Source organism: Vibrio sp. ED004, from assembly GCF_023206395.1.
In the GTDB taxonomy this organism is placed as follows: Bacteria; Pseudomonadota; Gammaproteobacteria; order Enterobacterales; family Vibrionaceae; genus Vibrio.
In genome coordinates this window covers 3,250,977-3,273,082 of sequence record NZ_CP066149.1, presented here as the reverse complement: position 1 = coordinate 3,273,082, position 22,106 = coordinate 3,250,977, and the positions used below count along the sequence as shown (strand labels likewise).

Genomic DNA, 22,106 nt, shown 5'->3' with positions numbered 1-22,106 from the left:
TTAGTCTTCCTTACTGGTGATTTTTAACTGCATCATCGTCAGCAGGTAAATTACGCAAGCGAGCATTAAGCCAATGGTTGAAGCTTCACCCATCTTCATTTGCTCAAAGCCGGTTTGGTAGAGGTAGAGCACAGGTGTAAGTGCCGATTGGTAAGGACCGCCGTTTAAGTCGAAGTTCATGAACACTTCGATAAACATCTGCAAGCCGTTGATGATGTTCATTGTCATCACGAAAACGATCTGCGGCATGATCATCGGCAAAGTAATTTTCTTTGTCTTACGCCACCACGATGCACCATCAATATCAGCCGCTTCGAACAGCGATTTATCGATACTCGCGATACCACCTAGAAAGATGATCATCTGCACACCGAACCACTTCCAAGCACTGAACACCGCAATCACAGGCATTGGTAACCACTCTTCAAACTTCCAGAACACCGGCTCTGAAAGAAGATTCGCCCCCACCATAGTGCTTTGAATTGGACCTGAAGGGCCTGATACGAAGTCAAAAATGATCATCGCCACGGTAATGGAGGTCACCACCGGAATGAACATGATGGTGCGGAACATGCTCGACAAGAATTTGATCTCGTTGAGTAATAAGGCCAAACCCAGTCCAATCACAAAGCTCAACGACACGAAGATGACTTGGTTGAACACCACGTTGAACAACGATTTCCAGAACGTAAAGTCAGTAACGACTGTGATCCAGTTGGTTAATCCAATAAACTTGGTGTTCTCTGGCATCAAGATGTTTACGCTGAGAAAGCTGCTCTCAAACGACAAGAAGAACGGGTAAATCAAAAAGACCGCGAAGTACACAATCCATGGAGCAAGGAACAGGTAGCCGGTTATGAGGTTATCTTTTTTCATAGTTTCACTTAGACCTATCACACTATTCGTTAATGAGTTTTTCAGCTTGCTTCGCCGCTGCTTCTACCGCTTCCTCAGCAGAAACATCTTGCTTAACCACAGCTTTGGAATACTGCTCAAGAATGACGCCAGCCATATCTGATGAAAGTGCAAAAGGTTCATTCAGTTTTGCGTTTGGTAGTTGCTCAACAAATGGCTTGGCTTCTGATGTGTTGTAGTAAGGTCGATCTTTTAGCGAGATCAGGGTTGGCAGTTGTCCCAGCGCCACATTGGCTTTGTGGTTAAACTCGTCTTCCATCATCAGCTCTAAGAACGCCCACGACAGCTGCTCTTTCTCGACGCTATTTTTGAAGATCATTAGCGCGCGACCATCCAGTGTAGAATATGAGGTGTCGCCTTTGTTCAGCGTCGGAATCGGTGCTAATCCAACATCTTCTCCCACCACCATCGGCTTACCAGCCGCTTCAGTTAAGTTTGCTTTCCAGCCAAAGCCAAACTGTGGCCACATACCAATGGTGCGTGAGAAGAAGTTCTTCTCCATGGTCAGTGGAGAATACTGCTGCGCCTTCGCCATGGTTTCAAAGAACAGCGCTAGGTTCGCTTCTTCTCTATCGAAGTTAGGGTTGGTACCGAAACGATTAAGCAAGCCGTATTGGCCGTCGTTGAAGTTGTAGTACATCTGAGCCAGCATGCTCCAGTACCAGCTACCCCAAGACAGTGCTTCGTTCCAGAATACGGTGCCGTACACTGGGCTGCCATCTGCTCTTGGAGGCAGTTGGCTGATCTTTTCTGCCGCGTGTAAAAATTCGTCCCAGGTTTGAGGTGGGTCCTCTGGATCTAAACCCGCTTCAATGAACAGCTCTTTGTTGTAGAGCATCAGCGTCGTTGTTGCATTCCAAGGGATGTAGTAGTTTCGACCGTAATTTTTCTGCATGAATACAGGATCGATCCTGTCCTCCATCGCATTGAACCCTTCGAACTGCTCTAAGTAAGCGAGCTTACCCATCTTGGCGTATTTCGCGGGTTGGTAACCAAACACACCTGCATATAGGTTTGGCACATCGCCTGCTGCCATGCGGGTTTCCAGGTTTTCATCGTTTGATACGACTACATCTACGTTTGGATATCTTTTTTTGAACTCAGGAACTAACTCAGAACGGACAAAGTCCATGTAGTTACCCACTGGGGTCATGACTTCGATACGGGTATTATCTGCGAGTGACACTTGCGAACTCAGCGCAAGCACACATCCAATCAACCACTTTTTCATAACTATCCTACAGAGTTTCACGTAAAATTAATGACGTTGGCAAAATCGTTAATGCTTGTGAGTCTTTAGCTTTTTCATCAAGCGCATTGATAAGCGTTGATGCTGCAAGCTCCCCCATCCCCTCTTTCTCATGGGTAACGGTCGTTAAACTCGGAATCATTAACTCTGCCATTCTTATATTGTCGAAACCGACGAGCTTCATTTCGCTCGGGATGTCTATTTCAAAACGCTTCGCTGCGCGAATTATGCCGATCGCCATTTCATCATTGGCCGCAAATACCGCGTCGGGCCTGCGCCCCTGTTCCAATAACTCATTCATCTGCTTGTAAGCGGTCTTTTCTGTGAAATCGCTTTTAATCAAATGATGGTTTTTAACTGGTATATTGAAATAGCCCAAAGCTGAGATGTAGCCATCCAGTCGCTTCTTGCTATCGTATGAGTCTTCAGGCCCAGTGAAGAAGTAGATGTCTTTGCAGCCCTTAAGCACCAACTCTTTGGTTGCACTGAATGCGCCACCAAAGTTGTCGATAAGGATGTTATAGATACCGGGAGCACTTATTTCTCGGTCTAGAACCACCATAGGGAAGTCTGGGCCTGCGACCGACTTTAGAAACTCGGTATCAAATGAATTGGTTAAAACCACCGCGCCATCAACAACTCGATCTCGAATATACTTGTGAGCAGTAGAGTCTTCATTTCCATACATGCTACAAGCGACGACATCATAGCCACGCTGGTGACATACCTTCTCGATACCTTTTACAAGTTCGCTGTATATCGGGCCAAACCAGTTGTTTAGAAATAGGCCGATTGCATAGCTACGACGCTGTTTCAACTGCTTGGCATTAGTGTTAGCGACGTAGTTCATTTCGTTAGCAATATTGAGAACGTGCTGACGCGTCTTTTCACTGACGCGATTGCAGTCATTCATTGCGTACGAAACGGTTGCGATGGAGACATTCGCTTTTTTAGCTACGTCTTTAATGGTCACTTTCATTTCACTTATTTCCTTTAAGAGCCCAGCTCTTCACACCTTGCATTTTTCTCATACTCAGCCTTTGAGTTGGGCCCATCGCTGAGCCCAACAGATTATTAAAGGGAGATATGAAGGGTGTTTTCTTCACTACTCAATCTCTGAAGCAACCATTCGCGCGAGATCTTCGCGCCACCAGAGCGGTAGCGGTTCTCAGTAAGCTCGAATGGCACCGTTTCACCGTTTATCGAGATTGCTTTTGGCGTGTGTGAACCTTCAACCAAATCGATAACTAAGGTCATTGGCTTCTCATCAAGCTCGAAGTGAATCTTCGTTTGACCAACTCGCGAAGAGATTACTGGGTCAAGAATGAGATCGTTGTTCGAGAATCGAACGCCAAATACGTTAGAGATAAGTTGATTCACATAGATACCCGGACCACTTGAGTAGATTCTCCAGCCACCTTTCACCGCAACCTCACCGTTTTTCACTTGGTCAAAGTTATCGTAAGCCGTTGGTCTGTCATTGAACTTCGCATCTGAACTTGAGAAGTATGCATTCGACTGACGAAGCTCAGCATTTGGCACGTGGTCTTGAATACCCACAGGGATAATTTTGTACAGGTTGTCGAATACTGCTTCCGCGTCGCCCAACTTACACAGCGCTTCGATGAATCGAATATGAGCGTGACAATACTGAAGGCCCACTTCACGTCCAAGGTTGGCTGCCAGTTCTGCGCGCTTAAAGTAGCTCTGTTTACCTGCTTTGTACTCAGCCATTTTATCCATCAAGCGAACTCCGTCAGGGTGCACAAGGTTTTGCTTAATGATCTCCATGTGAGAGCTTGCCATTTCTGGATCAAACACTTCTGAAATGATTGAGCGGCTTGCTGGCAATAGTCGGTAGTTGATACCCGTTTTTTGATCTGATGGATGCAGCAAGTGTTCGATTTGCTTAACGCTTCCCTCTTCATCGCGATCGAAGTGGATAAAGCCTGCAATCACGCCATCTTTAATCAAGTAGTGGTGGTAATCGCTTTCCATCTTGTCGGCCAATTCCATCAAAGAAGCGGCGTAGTTTTGATGTTCACTACCTTGAAGGGCTTGGTACATTCCTTTAAGCGCTTGTAGCGTTAATGGAATTGTCCAACCACTCACCATGTTCTCACGCAGTGATTGATTCGCTGGCTGTAGCGTATCGTCCCAGTCGCCATCACCGTAACAAGAGAGTGATGTGCCAGGTACAAGGTTATCCAGCATATGCTGGATTTGAGTTTGTACGTGATGCATTAACGTGAAGCTGCTTTCGCTCTTTACAAAACCCTCTTCTGCTAGCGTGTATGGCAGTTCAACATCCAGAATGCTGATGTCACCCGTCGTATTTAGGTAATCAGCTAGAGCTTTGAGCGGCCACACTACGATGTCACCGTGCGCTTCTTCTTGTTGAATAGTTGCGTATTGGTCAAACATGAACCACTGAGGCCAAGTACCCGTTTCTTGGTATTGGTGGCTGTAGATCTCTTCTAGCACCGCTTTTGCCTTTGCGTATTCCTGCATCGACATAAACAATTCGAATGGGCCTTGAGAAACATCACGCGTACCCCATGCCGCACCTGAGTATTGCTCTAAGCCGTGTGGTGTCGAGTAGTGAACTAAAGCATTGTGAGTGAACCAGTTCAGACACGTATTGATGCGCTGGCTGTTTCCATTGTCTTCACTGAAATCAACATTGAAGCCTTTGGTCAGTGACTGAATACCTTTTTGGTATTGCTCGCGTTCCGCCTCAAACGCCATAAATTGTGCGGTAGTATCTAGCGCGTCCGTCTTACTGCCAATCGCGATGGAACAGTGGCTCTCAAGAGAACCGTTAAGTACCAAGTACTCCACTGAATCAGACTCCGCACGTCCGATCGTTTCCGCCGTTACGTCCATGCCTTGCACTGCAAGACCATAGCTCAGCTTCGGCATGAATTGATCAATCAGTTCATTTTTGCCTGTCACTGTGAACAGTTCGCCATCTCTTGCAATCTCAACACTGCCTTCACCTTCGTTGTTACCAAAAACAAGTTGGTGTGACACTTTGATTGAAAGCGGAGCCTCAATACCGTGCTTAGTGATATCTAGCTGGATCATTGGGTTTTGTGCATTTGAGAACGAAACGATCTCTAGGTAGCCGCCAAATAGTTTATAAATCCAACGTGAATAGTTTTGGCCAGTTTCGTAAGCCGAAGGCATGCCCAATACGCGGAAGGTTCCATCCACTACAACCCATACTCTTTGCCCTGCATGAGTGAATTGGTTTAACGGGTTTCGGCACACGCCCAACAGCTTATTGAATGAGGTATTACCCAGCGTCAGCTGTGAGTTGAAAACACCGCCGATGTAGTGAGTCGAGCTCATGATAGATTGCTGGTAATCTTGATTATTACCCGACGCAATCACATGACCTGTCATACGCTCTAGATGCTTCTCTTTTTCTGGCAGCGTCACGTATTTGCTTTCGCCGTAGAAGAATGAAAGCAGTTCACCGTCTTTAACGTCTGCGAACGTTTGATCATCACCGAAGAACTCTGCGATCTCTTTCTTGCTCAGCTTCTCGCCCTGCAGGTACTCGCCTTTAGGTTGGTGCACACAAGATAAAGGCTCACGTTCCATTTCTTCAGATAACGTCAGTTGAGCGTGCTTAGCTGTAATCTCTTCCAGTTCAATAGGCTCGCCCGAATTTGATTTCGGGAAGTCCGCAGTGACAACACCATAGAAAACCACTTCCTTAGACGATTCTGTTGCAAGCGTGATCTCTTCAGTTTGAAGCGCGATGTAACCCATCTCATATTGATATTTTTGGTTTTCAAGTTGCGGCGCGTTCAATGCTACGGCCTCACCTGTTAACTTGAACTCTTTGCCAAAGAACTGGAAACCATCGGTGCTGTAGCCAACGACAGGAGAAAGAGAACCCAATTGAATGCGCGGGTTGCCTGAAGATTGAGGCAAGTTCTGACGGCTACAAACCACGTAACCCATTTGGTTTTCAAAGATTTGATGGTCAAGGTACTGAGAGCAGTACAGTTCATTGGTTTTAACTGCGCCTTCATCCGCAAGACCTATGTCTTGACCGTAAATCAGGTCATACGTCAGTGGCAGTGAAGAGAGGTTGGTAATGCTCACATCGCAGAAAAACGCATGGCCAGCCGTTTTAATCGACACAACAGCTTCAAAGTCTTCCGTTGTTGTTACCCACTGTAATGAACCATCGCTCTGCTTAAACGTTTCAATCTTGTTATTAAAAAAAAGCAGTGGTGTGACATTTAATTTACCTTCGCTTTTAACACGAAGAAATACATTCGAGATAGCCATTTCTGAGTCAGGCGTATCGAACAAAGACACCATTAAACGATCACTGCGAATTGCGCCTAGTACGCCATCTGCGTTGAATGTGAGGTTTAGGCTTTCGTTGCCAACGTTCATTTGTGATCCAGGTTGAATGTGGTGCATAAAGCTTTACTCCAAACTTATTTTGATTCTGTGTAGTGGATATTTTCTTGAGAAGCGTCATCAAAGACGTGGCATTTCTCGACTTGAAGTTGAATGTGGCAATGGGTGCCGACATCTGGTGTTTGCTCGGTATCGAGTAGCTTACAAACCACCGGTTTATCGAAGATGGTCACATGTAAGTAGACTTCTGACCCTAACTCTTCTTTCGCCTCAACTTTTGCTGGTAGCGTGTTTTGATTCGCTTGATTAGATACCGACAAGTGCTCTGGACGAATACCAAGGTGAACACGGTGCCCTACCCACTCTTTCGCTTTTTCTTGATGTGCTTTCGACAATTCGATGGTGTGCTCATTGAGTTGAACGCACGCTTTACCGCTTTGATCCAATAGAGTGCCTTCAAGCATATTCATGGCTGGGGAGCCAATAAACTCAGCAACAAACTTGTTTTTAGGGTTGTGGTACACATTCATCGGCGTATCGACTTGCATGATGCGACCCTGGTTAAGAATGCAGACGCGATCTCCCATAGTCATCGCTTCAACCTGATCGTGGGTTACATAGATCATGGTTGCAGGCTTGCCTGATTCTTGAAGTTGGCTGTGCAGACGAATGATTCGGCGACGCATCGACACACGCAATTTTGCATCTAGGTTAGATAGCGGTTCATCGAATAAGAACACATCCGGGTTACGTACCATTGCGCGCCCTAAGGCAACACGTTGGCGCTGACCACCTGACATCTGCTTTGGCTTTCTATCGAGCAGGTCGGTGATTTCAAGAAGCTCAGCGGCTTTGGCGACACGCTCTTTGATTTCGGCTTTCGATTTCTTTGCCGTTTCCAAACCAAATGCTAGGTTTTCGTAAGCGGTCATATGCGGGTACAGAGCGTAATTCTGGAATACCATCGCGATGCCACGGTCTTTTGGCGGCAGGTCATTACACTCTCGGTCACCAATTACAAGCTGCCCATCGGTAATGCTCTCCAAGCCCGCGACCATTCTCAACATCGTGGATTTAGCACAGCCTGATGGACCAACAAGCACCATGAATTCACCATCTTTGATGTCTAAACTCACATCGTGAATAGCGTGGAAGCCGTTGTCATAGACTTTGTTTACATTTTGTAGCGTTACTTTCGCCATGATTCTGCATTCCTATTTATAAATGCGTTCACTATTTAGGTCACACCTTCCTTCGCGGTATATCCAAACAATAGTGCAAGTGGTTAAGTGTGGGATTACCAAATTTGCGCCTTTTGTAGCTAATCAGTAATCCCACGGTAACTAAAGTTGCTTGTTAAAACTTCCAAACAATCCCGACTTTGGAGAACCACACCAGTTGGTCCCCAGTCCAAGGTGCCGTATCTGCGTGGCGATCTTTAACCTGAATATCAGCCAAGAAGGAGAAATGTTCATTGATTGGAAGATCCGTGTATAGCGCATAAACATCATAGTCATAATGGTCGCGATTACTTGGATCTGAACCCATATCTAACGTACCTCTTTCATAACGCAGCTCTAAGTAGTTACCATTATCAAAGTTGAATTGCACCAAGGGCTTAACGGCAAATTCAACATAGTTGAAGTCGTTATGCTCTTCGACATAGATGACCTTCGCACCGATATTGATGCCGTTATCTAAGCGGTAAAGGTATAAAGGTTCAGATTCAATGAACGCGCCTCGACCGCCCGGACCTTGCCTTTCATCTTTGTAGCCTAGCTCTGCACTCAAGTGTAAGAAGTGACGGCCAAAGCTAAGGTCAATACCCGGTTTTGCCATGTATTTATCGTAATGCCATTCACCGATGGTTTTTTCATACGACAGCATCAGGTTGTAAGCAACGTTGTCGTTTTGACGCCAGTAAAAACTCGGAATGATTTCAGAGTAGTTACTTTGCCCCGTGCTCTCGCCTCCACGACTGTGGTGTATCTCTTTGAATACATACCCCATGCTGAAAGTGTCTGTGACTCGCGTAAAACCATCAGCGTAGATATAGTGAAGAAGCTCTTCATTGGGTTGGTTTTCGTTGTCAATATGCTCGTACTCGATACCCGTTAGTGCACGAGTTCTTGGGGCTGCATTACTGCTTTGTGCTGATTCGGTACTTAAAATAAGGTCCCTATACTCATGATCACTCCATAATCCAACTTCTGTTTCAATTTCAGCTTGTTCTTCTGTTACAGGCTCATCAGCATTGGCTGTCAGAGGAATAGCTAGCGCTAACAACGGAACGAAGCTTGTTAGTTTTATTGCGTTCACTGCTTTTTCAAAGTTCACGGTTCATTCCTCTGTCTATTTATTATTTGGTTCAAAGGTTTCATACATATCAACAATGGCGGCGTAGTAATTTTTGCTTTCTAGGTACTTACGCACATCTTGGTTGATAGCCGGTGAAAGGAAGGCACCGACAAACATACCTTGGTCTAGAGACAGAATTTTCGTTGATGTTTCACCTTTACCGTTTATCGCGTCATACCAGCCATATGGCGTTTCAAGTTGTGGGTAGTAGTCGATCACTGTGTTTAACAGACTGACAGCTTCAAACGGGTTCACCATATAAGAAAGCGCAAGCGCATGAGGTGTACCCGTATCACCACCAGCAAGATCTGTGTTATTAAAGCGGACTTTAGACTCTGATAACTGTGGGACACCGAACGCAGCGTAACCATCGTCAACAGTTGCGGCTGACGAAACAAAAGGAATTTGATGCTTGATAGCGTGGTACTTTTGGATCTCTGTCATATCTTCGATCATCGAGAAATCTGGGATCAATGAGCGTTCTTCCAACCAAATCATCGAAAGCATGCCTTGGAAATAAGCACCATCCCAAGTCAGCATCGGAGAGTACTTCTTGCCATCTAGGTAATAGTCTTGGGTGTATAACTCCATATCATTGAACGCAGTTTTCGGGACCGTATTTTCTGAGTTTTGAGTAATTAAATGCGCCCAGATTGGAGCCAATCGACTCTCATTTGCTTTACGATCAATATGGTAAGAGAGTGGTGCTTCTTTTTTCGTTGACCACCCAGAATAAAGCAGACCTCGGCTCTCATCATAGAGTGCTGACCAACCATCTGTTTGGCTCTTAAGAATAGATTCGACCTTAGCAACGACTTCTTTTTCATCGGATTGCTTTGAGTCAAGGTAAGCACCTGCTACACCAGCAAGAGCAAATGCTAAGTTTGCGTTATCTACGGCGGGAACAATGCCATCTTTGTTTGGTTTTAGTTGCTTTCCTTCAATGTCATAAGGCCAGAAAAACAGACCTTTCCAAGTAGGAGCTCCTGCTAGCGCATCCAGTGTTTCATGGATACGAATGAGAGCATTGGCATTGCCGTTTTTATGTGCTTCAACAAGCACATTTAGGTACAGGCCAATCTCTGTTGTATTGACATAATAGTCGTGTTCAATTTGGCCATTTTTATCGACGAAAATCGTGTCGTATGGAACTTTGGCTTTTTGATCCACACCTACGCCATCAACAAAGAAGTCCAAGTTTCTTTGTAAATGCTGTTCAAATCCTACTGGGTAGAGTTGTGGGTTAACGGTAAGTTCGGTGATCGTGACATCAGCGAACGCAGACATGCTAGCCATGAGGGTACAGGTAGCTAAAAGGCTTTTTTTTATCATTTCTCGTATCGACCTTTGTGTATAAACGTTTCACAACGGATATTCCCATCTCAGTAACATTGTCAGCAATGTGGTCACTTACCTTTTGTGATTATGGGGTTATCCGAACGAACCTTATTGCTTAAACCTTTAAGCATTTAAGCTAAACGTGTGAGAGGGTTATCATGTTTTCTATGGGTAAAGAGAGAGCCAGTAAGGCAATATCGGCGTTATGGAAAGGTTACGAATAAAAAGAACACATAACTCGTTCAAGTAAAAAGCAGTAATAACATTGATCACGCAAATTTAGTAAAACCTATACAAAACAAGCCAACCCCGTAAACGGAAGTTGGCTTGTATAACGTAACCTGAACTTTAAATTGCAGGTTGTGGTTAAAACTCATATTGGAAATAAACGGTGTTGTAGTTACTGCCGCCTTTGATACGACCAAACTGAGAGGCGTTTTCAAAGATTGCCGAACGGTGGTGTAGAGAGTAACCGAACCACAAGTTGTTCAGGTCATTCTTACCAATCAAGTCACCCACATTCACATCAAATGAGAAGTCTAGGTAGTTCAACAAGTGGCTTGCAGTGTAGCCTTTACGGTCCATTTCAGAACCTTCGATGTAGGTAATCGAATCTATGTATGACATACCTTCTGCGACACCAAATCGCCACTGTGTTGGCCAGTTGAATGTGTAGTAAGCCTTAATCGCAATGATGTATTCCGTGCTGCTCGATTGAACATCTGAACTCCAGTGATGCGCAATACCCGGCGTTAGGTAGATATCCAACGGGAAACCAAAGATCTCATCAGTTAAAGGGTGACCATAAAAGAACGATGTGAGTTGGTTGTTGTATTCGTCTTTCTCCGCGTTGAACTTCATGATGTCGCCAATGTTCGATGGCGTTGCCCAACCGTGTGCAACACGCAGGTAAGGGGCGTTACTTAGCTTAGGTTTAGGCGCTTTCTCTTTATCATTGAAGAAACCAAAGCCAAGGTAGAGTTCACCTTGATAACGATCTTCCACAATCGAAGAGTCGTAAGCATTGTCATCCAATCGAGTGACACTAGTCGAACCCAATAGATAAAGGTTCGAAAACACGTGATAACGCGCTTCTACGCCGACATTTAGATCAACGCCTGCACCAATGGTTTCATTGGATGCTGAATAGTATTCACTGTTGAAATCGGCACTCTTATAACGCAGCGTCGCGCTTGGAGAGAATTCCCAATCGCCAGTTTCATACTTGGCTTTGGCACGCAGGTTACCGTGGAAGTTGTACTCACTGTCACTCATAATTTCCGTCTCGACAGCCCATTGGTCATCAAGTTGGTAAGTCAGTTGAGCACCGAAATCGGCGGTATCGCCCTCAATGGCGTTTTGCTCTGAAGCTGGAATATCAATAAAACGCATACGAGAAATAGCGTTAAATGACCACTTTTCATCTTCGGTTTGATACAGGTAAGCACCCATTTCTGTACCGTCGATAAACACGTAATCGTTCTTAAAGAATAACATCGGGACAAATGTGTTAACCGACTGGTCACCACCAGAGGTGTCGTAAGGAATGCTCGCGGTTCGGAACATTGCTGCAACGCCCCACTCCTGCTCTTCCGCAGCCGACGCCACGCTATTACCTAGAAAAGCGTTACCTAATAAAACCGCCCCATACGAAATGAGCTTCGGTGAAAATTTGTGCTTCATTCTTGTGTCATTGCTCTTTGTAATAAATATTGTGTTACTGAATAGACATTTATTGGCCATGCCAGCCAACTAATTTTAGGTTTGATCGACATTGACCGTTACAATGTCGAATATTCTCGGTTAAATGAAAGTATTGTGAAAGTCTCAGAATTACAAAACATTATAGACCACTTACCCAATGATTCCGACCCAGATATCGTTATGGGCGAGGAATGGCTGCCAGAGCGATTGGTCAATACAAAGTTAGACGGTGAGCTGCTGTTTATGAAGTTCGATAACGCCCCTGAAGAAAACCAAGGGGACGACGAAGGCCGTGGCTTTGTGGAGCACGAGATTGCTATGATTCGAGAAAAGCTTGAACAGTTGTTAGACGAACCTTCCGATACCAAGACTAAAGCCGATGCCCTATTGGCAATATTTCTAATGGGTCATGAACTTTCTAGCTCAGAAGTTATCGAAGTTCTTGAAACAACAGAAGCTGAGATGGCTGAGTCTGAGGTTATGGAGCTCGAGGAAAATGAGGCTGATATGGCGCCACCGGCAACATCTGCGCTCGAAATTAACGAGCCTCAAACACCAGAACTCGAAACCTCTGCTCTTGAAACGAAACATCTCAACGACTCACCTCCAACGATTTAGGAACCGCATTGAAACGCTCGACGACATCACCTCTTCCCTTATTGCTTGCTGGCCCAATTTTAAGAAAAACCACCGCAACTGAGGTGGTACTCTGGATAGTCACCAGCGCCCCACTTTCGGGCACAACTCAACTATTCAATGCAGAGCAAGAAACGCCTTTTTATTCGTCATCACTCGATGAGCAAGAGTCGATTCAGGTCGGCACACACGCTTGGGTCACCTTGATTCATTTACAGGGTGAGTTCCCCACCAACGTTCCGTTGGAATATCAAATAGAAACCGAGCAAGGTTCAATCACTGAGCTGGCACCGCATTTGATTTACAAGGACACGCGAACCAACAACGACAGTTCTCGAATCGAATTTAAGATATCTACAGCTGCCGACTACATTTTGCATGGCTCTTGTCGTAACCCTCATCACCCGAGCAAGGACAGCCTAGTAGCAGCAGACAACAAAATCGCCAATCAAACGGTACTTGAACGACCGGATATGTTGATGATGAGCGGCGACCAAATCTACGCTGACCATGTGGCAGGCCCAACGCTGGATGCCATTCAGCAAGTGATTCAATTGCTTGGTCTGGTTGGTGAAGCATTACCAACCGACTCACAAGTCAGCCAAATCAATAGCAGCGATGCCTTGTATGAGAGCGAATATCACCTCTACCAACGCCATCACCTACTGCCACACCACAACACTTCGGATTCGCTGCTCGATAAGTTATTCCCTAAACGCGGGATTCCTATCTTTAGCTCGACCGATTGTGAGAATCACTTAGTCACCTTATCTGAATTCATCGCGATGTACCTGCTGGTTTGGTCCCCGACCTTGTGGCAATGCATCAACCGTGAGCGATTAATCGACAATGATTTCAAGCAGGCTGATCGTCAATTAACACCTGCCGAGCAACAACAGTGGCGTGACGAAAGCGTTATCATTGATGACTTCGTCGCAGGCTTGCCACAAGTGCAGCGATTATTCGCTCATATTCCGACTTACATGATCTTCGATGACCACGATGTCACTGATGACTGGAACTTAACCGTAGGTTGGGAACATGCCGTCGATCAAAATCGCTTTGCGACTCAAGTGATTGGTAACGGCCTTGCAGCTTATTTGATGTGCCAAGGTTGGGGTAACGCGCCAGAGAAGTTCAGCAGCGAATTCATTGAGCAGACCAAACAGCTTTTCTCTCCGGTGATTAGCAGTAACGAAAGCGAAAGTCGTGTCGAAAGCAACGGCGATCTCAGTAAGAACATCGATCCCCAACAGCACCAACAATATTTAGAGATGATCGATCGCTTTGAAGAGTGGCATTACACCATCAACACGTCACCCAAAGTGATTGTATTAGATACTCGGACACGTCGTTGGCGATCTGAATCACGAATGAACAAGCCATCGGGTCTGATGGACTGGGAAGCGCTGACGGAATTTCAGCATCAATTGATTAATCAAGAAAAGGTGGTGATTGTTTCTGCTGCACCAATGTTCGGCGTTAAGTTCATTGAAACACTACAAAAGATGGCGACAACAATAGGTAAGCCATTGATGATTGATGCTGAAAACTGGATGGCACACCCAGGCAGTGCTAACACGCTCATCAGTATCTTTACCCACACCAAAACGCCCACCAACTTTGTGGTGCTTTCTGGTGATGTTCACTACTCGTTTGCCTACGACATTAAGCTTAGGTATCGCCGAAACAGTCCGAACATCTACCAGATTACTTGTAGTGGTATCAAGAATCAGTTCCCTGCACCATTGCTTAAATTTTGCGATGTGTGTGACCGATTATTGTATAGCCCGCGCTCAGTTCTTAACTATTTCACCAAGCGAAAGCGCCTAAAAATAGAGAAACGTAGCCCTGACAATCAGACCTTTTATCGCCTTTCAAACCGCAGTGCAATTGGTGAGTTAAGGTTGGATAGCGACGGGAAGCCACAGGCGATTACGACGTTAAGTGGCGATGGAAAAGTCACGCGTTTTCCAGAACCGGACTAAACAAGTGTTCCTTATTGCTGACCTCTTCGTAATGTCAGTTTTAAGTAAAGACGCTTGCGATCACACTCTGTAGGCCCAATAGTAATAATATTCACCATAACTGGAATGCTCTTATGTTTAACTCACTTACCTCGTTATTTAAACAATTAGTTGAAGGCTCTGATTTGGGTAAAACACCCACCGCCTCACCTAACTTAGCTATCGCCAGCTTGTTATGTGAAGTGGCCGGTGCAGACCACGCGATCAACGAATCAGAACAAGAAGCCAAGCTTCACTTACTACAGCGTTTGTTGAACATAACAGAAGAAGAATCCAAAGCCTTATTGGCGCAAGCTGAGCCTCAAGTTGAACAATCTGTTTCTCTGTACGATTTCACTTCTCAACTGCGAGAACTTTCGCAGCCAGTTCGCATAGACTTGATCAAAGCTATGTGGGAAGTCGCGCATGCCGATGGAGAGATTGACCCACTTGAAGATTCAGTGATTCGCAAAACAGCAGAACTACTTTACGTTGACCACAAAGACTTCATCAAAAGTAAATTAAGCGTTCTGGGCGAAGATTAGACTCTGAACGGAATCAAAAGCGACGGCTTAAAAGCCGTCGTTATTGGATTTGATGAGCCAGAATCAAATGATTTAAGGTGAACTGTTATCTACAAGCTTGCTTAAAGAACGGGACATGAATTAGCGAAGAGATCGCCCGTAGAGAATGCCTTTCAATTCCAGTATTTTCCCATCTTTGGTCACGTAAGCACCACGCTGATCTGAAACCATCACGCTACGCTTATTACTGTGGTGCTGAATAAAAAGATTCTTCACATTGAAGGTCTGCTGCCCGTGCGCTTGGTCCTGTTCAATCTGATAGAAATAGTAGTGATTGCCCCAGCGCAAGAAGACACCAAAAAACTGCTTGGTTTGCACGACTTGGCCGTCGATATTATAACCAACATAACGCATCTTTGAACGGCCATTCTTCAGATCCAGCGTCAGCACTTCATAACCGACGTTTTCATAGATTCCCTCAAACTGATAAGCCCCTCGGGTCATCACACCGGAAATGACACCAAACAGAAAAATAGCGGACAAGGTAACCACGATAGGTAACCAAAACTTACGCTTCATCAACCGTTCCTTCTGTTGCTTGGTTTATTCCCAGCCTATTAATTGGTTCGATCTCATAAAGCCCAACGTGCGCATCATTGCAGTGTGTCAATTTAAAGCTTGAGCTGATGTCTTTCCAGCCACTTTGGTTCAATATCACCACCTGTATAGCGCCGCAATCAACACCCATACGATGCAGGTATATTGCTTCGACTCCAGGTTCAGCAATCGATGTTAAGTCTTCCACCAGCATTGAATCCAAGTTGACGCTGTCGTGGTACACCGCAATCCCATTAATAGACGTTTTCTCCATAAAAAAGCCAAGACAAGACAACACCACGACCAACAACGCGCTCGCCGCAATACCAGCCGCTAACGGTACAAAATAGAGTTTGTTTTTGCCATTAGCTTGATTAAGTAATGAGTGACGCTTAGAAGAAGGCATCTCTATAACATCAGAAACTTCGATAGGATCTTTTACTACTTGCGGAGCACTGTTAATTTCTAGTCGCTCTGGGGCTCTCTCGCTAGGGTTGTTGATAAGCTCAGTCACTTGAGCCTCACCTTTATCTGGTGAAATAAAGCAATATCCTTCTTTTTGGACCGTGACAACTTTGCATTCCGAACCGACTGCTTTAAGCGCGGTACGAACGTTTTTAATTGCGACGTTAAGAGAACTGCTTGTTACCACCCTACCCGGCCAACAATGCTTTAGGAGGAACTCTCGCCCTATGGTTTGTGAACAATTATCCATCAAGTGCTTTAAAATTAAACATTCTGATGGGGATAAGGTCACATGCTTATTTAAAGAAAGGTTAAGCAGCTGTCGATTTTCAAGTTCAATAACCAAGCTATATTCTTGTATTTTATTATTATTCATAAGGTGAGTTAAATGCATTGAATAAACTCACCCTAGAATAACATGGAAATTTATTTTATTTCAAAATCATAACGCGAGTTTAAAACCAAGTTCACTGATATTGACACTAGCAAACCCTAATTTAACGGCATTAAGTTCATTAGCAATTTCAAGTGCATGTTGTTCATCTCGTGCTAATACAGCAATCGAATAGATAGGTCTGATCATCGCCATTTGATTAGCTTGAGCTTCTGCAATCGCTTGGTTTTTTAAATAGGCCGAAGTAATAACGCCTTGAGCACTCCAGTCCACCACTTTTTGCAAATCGACGCTGATTACTTTGTCTGCAATTAATTGATCTTCAGGCTCTTTCCAAGATAACTCAATCGCATAATTTTTAAACGCAACTTCAGTATCTAACCACTTGCTTCCGATATCTCTCACCTCTGTTATTTCTGCTAACTCTTTAAATTGAAGAGGAAGATTACCAATAACACGTCGAACTTCTTCTTCACTGCCTGCCTCCATTACAAATTTAATGATTGGAAATGCTTGATCGCCAATAAAGCTTTCAGAGATAAACATGTCGTGAATTAGCCCTGCATCAATCAAATTCGCAAACGCCTTTTTCTGAGTAGGCATGGCATCGAATACCGCTTGGGCGTCTTGTGTCTTCCATGCAACGGAAACGCCATAAGCCGCAGAATAACTGCTGACAGAGAACAAAAAGCTAAAAAGAACTAAAAACAATCGTGGTACATATTTCATTTAAACAAACTCTCAATTAGTGGCGAATAACTTCGTAAAGATTGGGATCGGCAGTCACACCCTTAATATCGAGTGCAGGCAGTTGTTTCCTCATCACAGAGATAGCGTCGATAAAATGCTTCTGGCTCTCCCAATTAGCGACGTTCACATACAGGTAGGTGGCATCAGCGCTTAGTGAGCGGTGCAGCGTGGTAGAGATGTATCCCGGTTGTTCAATGAGTACGTCCCTAGCGCTTTCCCAATACGCTAACGTTTCAGCTTCTTTACTAGTTTCAACTGAGAAGGTGTTAATAAGTACAACGGGCTGGGCTAAAACTAAGGGGCTCACACTCAACAAACTCAACGCAATGGCTCGTTTAATCAAACTCTTGATGTTCTTCATGTCGTTCTCCGTGGGTTAGATTCGACCACGCTAACAGAGATAAAACCGCCATCAAGAGCAATACGAACGATTTAATATTAATTAAATCGATACGTTATTATTAATATTAAACATTCGGTGAACATATTCATAACACACGTCAGATAAATATAATAAATCGAACAACACTAATAATGGAATATCGTATGAACCGAGAAATAATACAAAATAGAATAAACAAACACGAAAATAACAAAGTCGATTCATTACATTGGGCAATGTTGTGTGCTGTTATGATGACCTTAACGCTTGGGTTTATATCAAGCCGATTGCTCCCCTTCCCAGATAAATACCCAACAATATTAATACATCAGATTTTTGGTTCTGTTGTTTTGGTGTTGATCAACATACTGATTGCAAGAATGCTCGCTAAACCGAAAAGAGGTGAACGTCGATTTACCATCCCTAGAGTAGTTCAACTTATTCAGGCGGTAACACTGACCTTTATTACGGTATCGGGTTTAAGTATCGCATTGATTGATACACCGATATTCAGTGTTTACTCATGGGTATTTAGTGAAGGGGCAACAAAAAGAGAGATGGTTAGCCTATTGTTTTTTATTCATGCAACTGCAATTAAGGTGTTCATGTCGTTGGTCACATTACATGTGTTAGGCGCGATGAAGCATCACTTTTTCGATAAGGGTGATAAGTTAAAAAACATGCTTGGCAAGTAGTTAGATCGAATTAGGCACTAGGTTAAATAAGGAAACAGGCTGAATAACAAGCTAGATTGGATAACTAGAATCGAAAGTTTGATTTACTTGTCATCTTTTGATGACTGTCCTAAATTCTGTGTAACTGTCTAGACTTAAGCCTTAAAGGCTAAGGATGGATAGTATGGATAAGAAAGCACTTGAAGCTTTTGCTCGTGAAGCAGCTAAATCAATTAAGACAGAATCTGATCTTGATGACTTCCGAAAAATGTTAACCAAGGTGACTGTTGAGACAGCATTGAATGTTGAGCTTGATGAGCACCTTGGCTACGAAAACACTCCCAAAACCCAGCTCCAACTCACGTAATGGGTATACCAGCAAGTCTATTATCACTGATGATGGTGAAGTGCCGATAGACGTTCCTCGTGACCGTGAGTCAAGCTTTGAACCAAAGCTGGTTCGCAAGCACCAAACTCGTTTCCAGTCGATGGATGACAAAATCTTAAGCCTCTATGCTAAAGGCATGACGACCCGAGAAATCGTAGCCACATTCAAGGAAATGTACGATGCGGATGTCTCACCAACCCTTATATCTAAGGTGACGGACTCTGTTCTAGAGCAGGTTGTTGAATGGCAATCTCGCCCATTAGATGAAGTCTACCCAATCGTTTATCTCGACTGCATTGTCGTTAAAATCAGGCAAGATAAACAAGTCATCAACAAAGCTGTTTATCTTGCGCTAGGCGTGAACATGGAGGGTCAAAAAGAGCTGCTTGGCATGTGGTTGTCAGAGACGGAAGGTGCTAAGTTCTGGCTTGCTGTGCTAACAGAGCTACAAAACCGCGGAGTAAAAGACATTCTCATTGCTTGTGTCGATGGTCTGAAGGGCTTTCCTGATGCCATTAATGCCGCATTCCCAAATACTCAGATCCAGCTCTGTATCGTCCATATGGTGAGAAACTCAGTTAGGTATGTACCTTGGAAAGATTATAAAGCTGTGGCTGCCGATCTTAAGAAGATCTATCAGTCGAAGACAGAAGATGAAGCCTTGCTAGCGCTAGAGCAGTTCTCAGATAAATGGGATGGCAAATACCCTCAGATCAGCCGCTCTTGGACAGCACATTGGAATAACCTGAACACGCTCTTCAACTACCCAGAAGATATTAGGCGAGCAATTTATACGACTAATGCCATAGAATCACTTAATAGTGTTATTAGAAAAGCGATTAAAAAGCGTAAGCTGTTCCCGACAGATGAATCGGCAAGGAAGGTGATCTTCTTAGCGATCCAGGATGCCTCCAAAAGATGGACGATGCCAATTAGAAACTGGCGACAAGCCCTGAACCGCTTTATGATTATGTTCGAAGACCGATTAACTGAATATATGTAACCCCGACAGTTACACAGAATTATTTACAGGGTCCATCTTTCCTTAAATAACAAAAAAGCCACCTAGTTTTTCATATAGATACTCAGATCATATAGAGACTTAGAAGGTGGCTTTTTGTTGTCTGTTGTTCTTTTCAGAGACCTAACGCTTTTAAAGGCTAAAGCATCGTCAATGTCAGTTTCGCGAGGTTGTAAGCATCGACATAACCCGAGTGCTGACGACCTTCCCACTCAATGTTCTTAGCTTCTTGAGCGGCGCGATGTCCGATGCGTTTCTCTTTAAGGCGGTTTTGAACACGATAAAGTGTGGCGATATTCAAGAACTCGCTAAACGGTGGTTCGATGCCTTTCTCTATACATTCTTTATGTAAGATAAGGTCATCACGTCCCCAAGCAGCATAGATTTTCTTTGGGCCACCGAAATTCTTAATCATCGATTTAATCACCGACTCTAAAGGGCGACCCTGCTTTTCTATCTTGCGAGGTGTAATGCCTGTTAGCTCTGCACAAAACAGAGAGACTTCGTCTTTTTCGGGCTTAACGTAATATTGCGCGCGCTTCACGATGGTTCCAGATACAAGATCGATCTCAGCAAGACCCACTTCAATGATCTCTCCTGTTGTTCCTACACCATCTTTGCTCCAACAGCACATTTCTAAATCGAAACATACCACTCGATTGTGATTCATACGTCGCCCAATTCTTTCATCAAAAGTTTTTTGAAATTGTACATGAGCCCAATAAAGAACTCGACCCCAGTTGCATCAAGTGCTCATTTAGCCTGCAATTGTGGCTCTATTTCGGCCATTTGACTTACTTTGGTAGAGCATGCTGTCCGCTTTTTGCATGATCTCTTCAGAGTCCTCACTGTCACGAATGGCTGCACCGATACTCAAGGTACAACTTAACTGTCGACCTTTGTGTTCACAATGAGAGCGACTTACGGTGTTGATAATGCACTCTAAGTAACGATTCAGGGCTTCATGGTTTGAGATGTTAGAAATAATACAGAACTCATCACCACCTAAGCGGAACAGGTCGTCCCCTTCTTTCAGGTTCACCGAGATCAGCTTGATGACATGAATAAGCAAAGCATCACCCGCTGGGTGACCGAACTGGTCGTTAATACCTTTAAACTTGTCGATATCAAACCCAACGAGACAAAAGGGCTGGTTTCGCTCAATGGCTTTGTCTAGCTTCTTATTGAACGCGCGTCGGTTATAAATTTCCGTCAGGCTGTCGTGATCAGCTAAGAAGCGAAGCTCTTCAGTCCGCTTATTCAGCATTCGATACAAACGCTCTTTCTCTCTGATTTGCATGTTAACGATATACGCCAACAACAGTGAGATGGTTGTACCGACCAATGCGATGCCTGTTAACACCAAATAACCATAAAAAGAGATGCAAGAGTCTATCTTGTACTCAACCTTCCAGTCACGGTTGGTCAGTGCGATTGTCTTGGTGATGTGGTGCCCGGATACCGCGTCATAGCCATCAGTTTCGAACAAGATTGGTGAATCTTCCGCTTCGAATCCAGTATCGGTAACACGAACATAAACATCCATATCGCCCACCGCTGACGCCAGCAGATTTTCAAAGTAATACGTGGTGCGAACTACGCCAATAACAACACCGAGTAAATTGTCACTTTCACCTTCAAAAACTGGGTGATAAACCAGCATACCTGTCTTTGGTGTGTCTTGATCTAAGCCGTCTTGAAGCAAGCGAACTTTGTCTGAAATATTCGCTTTACGCGTCTGTTTAATATTATCTAAAACCAGTTTGAAGCGCTCACGAGAAGAGTAAAAACCGAGAACTCTATCGTTCGCTGGGGTATTGGGATAGATATCGCTGGCGATAAAAGCTGGCTCGCCATCTAAGATGTAGCCATAGGTTTTTGCTTCATGCTTCGGGATGGTGAATAGCTTATAGAATGGGGACTTTTCTTCCATTTTAGCCGTGTGTTCAGCAATCTCATCTACTGACACTTTTTGCATCCACTGCAAACCGATTAGACTCTTTGAATCGTTAATGGTTTGTTGAGCAAAGCGGTCGAATTTATCCCAGTTCTCGGGATCATTGGAATAGAAAAAATTAGCGCCGGAACCTATGTAAGCCACATCATTACCGATAAATGCTTCCAAGCTCAGGGTCTGATGATTAGCAAAACTATTCAAATTCATATTCAGTGCGCGATTTTGGTTAAGCGCGACTAAGATAAAACACAACACAGTAATCAAAAAACTGACCGCAAATACGACCAATGGGAGAGTTCGTCTCTTCAACCCTGTTAATGGGTCGGTGGTGTGAGGCATATAGGTTCCAAATAGGCTCTAAT

General features: G+C 44.3%; 18 protein-coding genes and 1 pseudogene. 5 read left to right on the top strand and 14 right to left on the bottom strand.

Annotated features, from left to right (window positions below):
- From ITG10_RS14710 to ITG10_RS14675, 8 genes are all read right to left on the bottom strand, one after another.
- Positions 1-876: a sugar ABC transporter permease gene (locus tag ITG10_RS14710; protein ID WP_017629507.1), complete on the bottom strand. Its 876-nt coding sequence runs from the start codon at positions 874-876 to the stop codon at positions 1-3.
- Between the two features lie 22 nt (positions 877-898).
- A complete protein-coding gene (locus ITG10_RS14705; RefSeq protein WP_017629508.1) occupies positions 899-2,146 on the bottom strand; it encodes an extracellular solute-binding protein in 1,248 nt (415 codons plus the stop codon).
- Positions 2,147-2,153: 7 nt separating this feature from the next.
- Complete coding sequence (locus ITG10_RS14700) at positions 2,154-3,143, bottom strand: LacI family DNA-binding transcriptional regulator (RefSeq protein ID WP_248386463.1); 990 nt, start codon at positions 3,141-3,143, stop codon at positions 2,154-2,156.
- Between the two features lie 95 nt (positions 3,144-3,238).
- On the bottom strand, positions 3,239-6,610 hold the full coding sequence (locus ITG10_RS14695; protein ID WP_017629510.1) for a cellobiose phosphorylase: 3,372 nt from the start codon (positions 6,608-6,610) through the stop codon (positions 3,239-3,241).
- A 17-nt stretch (positions 6,611-6,627) separates the two neighbouring features.
- Entirely contained in the window at positions 6,628-7,752 is a 1,125-nt protein-coding gene (gene ugpC, locus ITG10_RS14690; protein WP_017629511.1) for a sn-glycerol-3-phosphate ABC transporter ATP-binding protein UgpC, read from the bottom strand.
- A gap of 154 nt (positions 7,753-7,906) precedes the next feature.
- Positions 7,907-8,887 (bottom strand): hypothetical protein, encoded by a 981-nt coding sequence (locus tag ITG10_RS14685; protein ID WP_017629512.1) that lies wholly within the window; start codon positions 8,885-8,887, stop codon positions 7,907-7,909.
- A 15-nt stretch (positions 8,888-8,902) separates the two neighbouring features.
- On the bottom strand, positions 8,903-10,195 hold the full coding sequence (locus tag ITG10_RS14680) for a hypothetical protein (protein WP_241430274.1): 1,293 nt from the start codon (positions 10,193-10,195) through the stop codon (positions 8,903-8,905).
- A gap of 417 nt (positions 10,196-10,612) precedes the next feature.
- The gene (locus ITG10_RS14675) at positions 10,613-11,929 is read right to left on the bottom strand and encodes a MipA/OmpV family protein (RefSeq protein WP_017629514.1); all 1,317 of its coding nucleotides are present in this window, start codon (positions 11,927-11,929) and stop codon (positions 10,613-10,615) included.
- 81 nt (positions 11,930-12,010) lie between these two features.
- Between ITG10_RS14675 and ITG10_RS14670 the strand changes: the two genes are divergently transcribed.
- The 3 genes from ITG10_RS14670 to ITG10_RS14660 all read left to right on the top strand — a co-directional run bounded on the left by ITG10_RS14670 (position 12,011) and on the right by ITG10_RS14660 (position 15,137).
- Entirely contained in the window at positions 12,011-12,568 is a 558-nt protein-coding gene (locus ITG10_RS14670) for a hypothetical protein (RefSeq protein ID WP_102327669.1), read from the top strand.
- An 8-nt stretch (positions 12,569-12,576) separates the two neighbouring features.
- Complete coding sequence (locus tag ITG10_RS14665) at positions 12,577-14,574, top strand: alkaline phosphatase D family protein (protein ID WP_017629516.1); 1,998 nt, start codon at positions 12,577-12,579, stop codon at positions 14,572-14,574.
- Positions 14,575-14,687: 113 nt separating this feature from the next.
- Positions 14,688-15,137, top strand: a complete 450-nt coding sequence (locus ITG10_RS14660; protein ID WP_017109705.1) for a TerB family tellurite resistance protein — start codon at positions 14,688-14,690, stop codon at positions 15,135-15,137.
- Positions 15,138-15,257: 120 nt separating this feature from the next.
- Here the strand turns inward: ITG10_RS14660 and ITG10_RS14655 are convergent, their stop codons facing one another.
- The 4 genes from ITG10_RS14655 to ITG10_RS14640 are packed head-to-tail and all read right to left on the bottom strand — an operon-like array spanning position 15,258 to position 17,674.
- Positions 15,258-15,695 (bottom strand): hypothetical protein, encoded by a 438-nt coding sequence (locus ITG10_RS14655; RefSeq protein ID WP_017629517.1) that lies wholly within the window; start codon positions 15,693-15,695, stop codon positions 15,258-15,260.
- Entirely contained in the window at positions 15,685-16,572 is an 888-nt protein-coding gene (locus tag ITG10_RS14650; RefSeq protein WP_026084104.1) for a winged helix-turn-helix domain-containing protein, read from the bottom strand. The genes ITG10_RS14655 and ITG10_RS14650 overlap by 11 nt, the downstream gene beginning before the upstream one ends.
- A 48-nt stretch (positions 16,573-16,620) precedes the next feature.
- Positions 16,621-17,301, bottom strand: a complete 681-nt coding sequence (locus ITG10_RS14645; protein ID WP_017629519.1) for a hypothetical protein — start codon at positions 17,299-17,301, stop codon at positions 16,621-16,623.
- 16 nt (positions 17,302-17,317) lie between these two features.
- Entirely contained in the window at positions 17,318-17,674 is a 357-nt protein-coding gene (locus tag ITG10_RS14640) for an antibiotic biosynthesis monooxygenase family protein (RefSeq protein ID WP_026084105.1), read from the bottom strand.
- A 194-nt stretch (positions 17,675-17,868) separates the two neighbouring features.
- On the opposite strand from ITG10_RS14640, the gene ITG10_RS14635 reads away from it, so the two are divergent.
- A complete protein-coding gene (locus tag ITG10_RS14635; protein WP_248386462.1) occupies positions 17,869-18,399 on the top strand; it encodes a cytochrome b/b6 domain-containing protein in 531 nt (176 codons plus the stop codon).
- 163 nt (positions 18,400-18,562) lie between these two features.
- A pseudogene (locus ITG10_RS14630) lies at positions 18,563-19,769 on the top strand (IS256 family transposase).
- A 157-nt stretch (positions 19,770-19,926) separates the two neighbouring features.
- Here ITG10_RS14630 and ITG10_RS14625 read toward each other — a convergent pair.
- Entirely contained in the window at positions 19,927-20,457 is a 531-nt protein-coding gene (locus ITG10_RS14625; RefSeq protein ID WP_017109700.1) for a 3'-5' exonuclease, read from the bottom strand.
- A gap of 87 nt (positions 20,458-20,544) precedes the next feature.
- The gene (locus tag ITG10_RS14620; protein WP_248386461.1) at positions 20,545-22,083 is read right to left on the bottom strand and encodes a sensor domain-containing diguanylate cyclase; all 1,539 of its coding nucleotides are present in this window, start codon (positions 22,081-22,083) and stop codon (positions 20,545-20,547) included.
- Between the last annotated feature and the right edge of the window lie 23 nt (positions 22,084-22,106).

Coding starts and splice junctions, on each gene's coding strand:
- ITG10_RS14645 (WP_017629519.1), bottom strand. CDS start 17,301: ATGAAATATGTACCACGATTGTTTTTAGTTCTTTTTAGCTTTTTGTTC.
- ugpC (WP_017629511.1), bottom strand. CDS start 7,752: ATGGCGAAAGTAACGCTACAAAATGTAAACAAAGTCTATGACAACGGC.
- ITG10_RS14700 (WP_248386463.1), bottom strand. CDS start 3,143: ATGAAAGTGACCATTAAAGACGTAGCTAAAAAAGCGAATGTCTCCATC.
- ITG10_RS14650 (WP_026084104.1), bottom strand. CDS start 16,572: ATGCATTTAACTCACCTTATGAATAATAATAAAATACAAGAATATAGC.
- ITG10_RS14675 (WP_017629514.1), bottom strand. CDS start 11,929: ATGAAGCACAAATTTTCACCGAAGCTCATTTCGTATGGGGCGGTTTTA.
- ITG10_RS14680 (WP_241430274.1), bottom strand. CDS start 10,195: ATGTCTGCGTTCGCTGATGTCACGATCACCGAACTTACCGTTAACCCA.
- ITG10_RS14625 (WP_017109700.1), bottom strand. CDS start 20,457: ATGAATCACAATCGAGTGGTATGTTTCGATTTAGAAATGTGCTGTTGG.
- ITG10_RS14620 (WP_248386461.1), bottom strand. CDS start 22,083: ATGCCTCACACCACCGACCCATTAACAGGGTTGAAGAGACGAACTCTC.
- ITG10_RS14695 (WP_017629510.1), bottom strand. CDS start 6,610: ATGCACCACATTCAACCTGGATCACAAATGAACGTTGGCAACGAAAGC.
- ITG10_RS14655 (WP_017629517.1), bottom strand. CDS start 15,695: ATGAAGCGTAAGTTTTGGTTACCTATCGTGGTTACCTTGTCCGCTATT.
- ITG10_RS14705 (WP_017629508.1), bottom strand. CDS start 2,146: ATGAAAAAGTGGTTGATTGGATGTGTGCTTGCGCTGAGTTCGCAAGTG.
- ITG10_RS14635 (WP_248386462.1), top strand. CDS start 17,869: ATGAACCGAGAAATAATACAAAATAGAATAAACAAACACGAAAATAAC.
- ITG10_RS14710 (WP_017629507.1), bottom strand. CDS start 876: ATGAAAAAAGATAACCTCATAACCGGCTACCTGTTCCTTGCTCCATGG.
- ITG10_RS14660 (WP_017109705.1), top strand. CDS start 14,688: ATGTTTAACTCACTTACCTCGTTATTTAAACAATTAGTTGAAGGCTCT.